We start from the raw sequence: 2,247 nt of genomic DNA on the forward strand, positions 1-2,247 counted from the left end.
GACGTGTCCACGATCACGCTCTCACCCTGGAAGAGAATGCGGAAGCGATCCAGGCTGCGGGGCGCCGGGCCATCGAGGAACTCGCCATCGACATTATAATGCGAGCCGTGGCACGGGCACTTAAAGCTCACACAGTCATCGCGGAATGGCACCGTGCAGCCCAGATGGACACAGCGCTGATAGAGCGCTATCCAGTAGGAGCCGTCGCTGTCCTTGACAATCCACTCCGAATCCAGCTGATCGCTGAGGGCCTGGCCAGAGAGCAACAAGGGGGTATCCTTGGCCAAATGGATCACGTAGGTCTTGGCTTCCTGGCGATAAAAGACAGCGGCCTGATCCAGCTTGGCCTCGGACGGCTTGGCGGCGGGAAAATCGCTCTTGTTGCCCACATTGAGAGCTGAGCCGAACTGGCCGGCCAGATTCGGGTAGAGCATATTCAACGCCCCGGCCACCGCAGTCGTTGCCGAGAGGCCCCAGACAGCCAGCGTGGCGCGGCGCAGAAAGCGTCGGCGCGAGAGGCGCTGTCGGGCAAGCTCGGCAGCCTCCGCGCCGCCGCCGTGGAGCACCTCGTACTGCTGCGGCGTCAAGGGTGGCTTATCTACATCCCGCGGCGGGAAATCCACACTCATAGAGTAACAGATCCTTTCCTTCCGTTTTCCCAGAGTTCCCTTACAGGTCGAAGAAGAGACCCTGCCAGGGCCAGTACCATACCCAACCGGGACCACGGAAGAAGCTTCCGGCCAGGGTCACACAGGCCCAGAAGACCACAAACATCGTGAAGGTCACAATGGCGATCTTACGGTCTGCATAGGCCCGGCTGGGATTGCGATCCACGTAGGGCAGGCAGGCCAATCCGACCAGCACCAGCCCCGGAATGAGCACGCCAGCAGTCGTTGGTGGGAAGTAGTGCAGCAGCTCCTGCAAGCCCAGGAAGTACCAGGGAGCCTTGGCCGGGTTCGGCGTGACGTTAGGGTTGGCTGGCTCCCGCAGAGGCGCATCGATCGCCACCGAAAGCAAGGTCAGCATGACCATCACGATGGTGGAGGCAAAGAACTCTCGCACCAGCAAATGAGGCCAGACAAAGACCGAGTCCTCCAGCGGTTTCTCGACGCGCGTGATGGCCTCCTGCCTCACTACCGCCAGGGTGCGATAGCGTCGCTGGGTTGCCGCTGCTTGGGTCTGTACCTTTGGCTCCTGTTCGATTGCCATTGTCGTATCCTCTCATCACTGGGCAGAATCGCTCTCTGCTACCAGGCCAGCCGCGCTCGCTGGGGTCAGCCGGCTCGGCTCTGGTAACAGCACGATTAGCAGCATGCAATCGCATCAGCAAAGGGCCTGGTCCGCGAGGCGAGGGAGATGGCCCGGTGCCCACCCAGGCCAGGCAACTCCCCCGCTGGCTGAGGGCCAGCTAGCGCGTGGCCGTCGGCGCCAATCCCTGCTCAGCCTCTGCCAGGCGGGCCTCCAGCTCGCGCCGCGGCGGCGGCGGTGGCCCGGCCGCCCCTCCATCCTTACGAATGCGCCAGAAGTGGACGGCCAGCAAAATGGCCGTGGCCAGCGGCAGCAAGATCACGTGCCCGACATAGAAGCGAATCAGCGTCGCCTGACCAACTGCGGGACCGCCCACCAGCACCTGATAGACCGGCTGACCGAGAATCGGTGTGTAGGGAGCCAGGTTGGTGCCCACAGTAATAGCCCAGAGAGCGATCTGGTCCCACGGCAACAAATAGCCAGTAAAACTCAGGAAGAGCGTGCAGAAGAAGAGGCCCACGCCCACAACCCAGTTGAACTCGCGCGGCGGCTTGTAGGCCCCATGATAGAAGACACGGATCATGTGCAGGGTCACTGAGACGACCATCAGGTGGGCCGCCCAGCGATGCATGTTGCGCACCAGATGGCCAAAGGAGACCGCGCTGCTGAGCTGGTTGATGTTCTGATAGGCCGTGTGGGTCTCAGGAACATAATAGAACATGAGAAAAACCCCGGTTAGGGTCAGCACCAGGAAGAGGAAAAAGGAGATCCCCCCCATACACCAGGTATAGGTAATCTTCATCGCCTGGCGGCTCACCTTCACCGGGTGAAGATGCAGGAAGACGTTCCCCATCATCACCAGCGACTGGTTGAGTGGGGTGTCCGGATAGCCGTGGCGGAATATCGATCGCCAGAGCTGGCTCGTCACTATCTTCTGCGTGATGATGTCGAGCAAGCTCTTCTTTTCAGGTAGTGAACTCACACACAGTTCCTCCTGTT

3 protein-coding genes are annotated in these 2,247 nt (G+C 61.0%); all 3 read right to left on the minus strand.

Translation table 11 applies throughout. From position 1 onward, the window contains the following. On the minus strand, nt 1-629 hold a 629-nt coding region (locus ACFMO7_RS20900), incomplete at its 3' end, for a ubiquinol-cytochrome c reductase iron-sulfur subunit (RefSeq protein WP_376797421.1). A gap of 40 nt (nt 630-669) precedes the next feature. Next, the gene (locus tag ACFMO7_RS20905; protein WP_052888330.1) at nt 670-1,209 is read right to left on the minus strand and encodes a hypothetical protein; all 540 of its coding nucleotides are present in this window, start codon (nt 1,207-1,209) and stop codon (nt 670-672) included. Between the two features lie 199 nt (nt 1,210-1,408). Next, nucleotides 1,409-2,230: a selenite/tellurite reduction operon b-type cytochrome ExtP gene (extP, locus tag ACFMO7_RS20910; RefSeq protein ID WP_376797422.1), complete on the minus strand. Its 822-nt coding sequence runs from the start codon at nt 2,228-2,230 to the stop codon at nt 1,409-1,411. Between the last annotated feature and the right edge of the window lie 17 nt (nt 2,231-2,247).

The sequence above is a fragment of the Thermogemmatispora sp. genome, from assembly GCF_042408735.1.
In the GTDB taxonomy this organism is placed as follows: Bacteria; Chloroflexota; Ktedonobacteria; order Ktedonobacterales; family Ktedonobacteraceae; genus Thermogemmatispora.

What these genes read in the sequence shown, in the direction of transcription:
- ACFMO7_RS20905 (WP_052888330.1), bottom strand. Translation starts at nt 1,209, where the DNA reads ATGGCAATCGAACAGGAGCCAAAGGTACAGACCCAAGCAGCGGCAACC.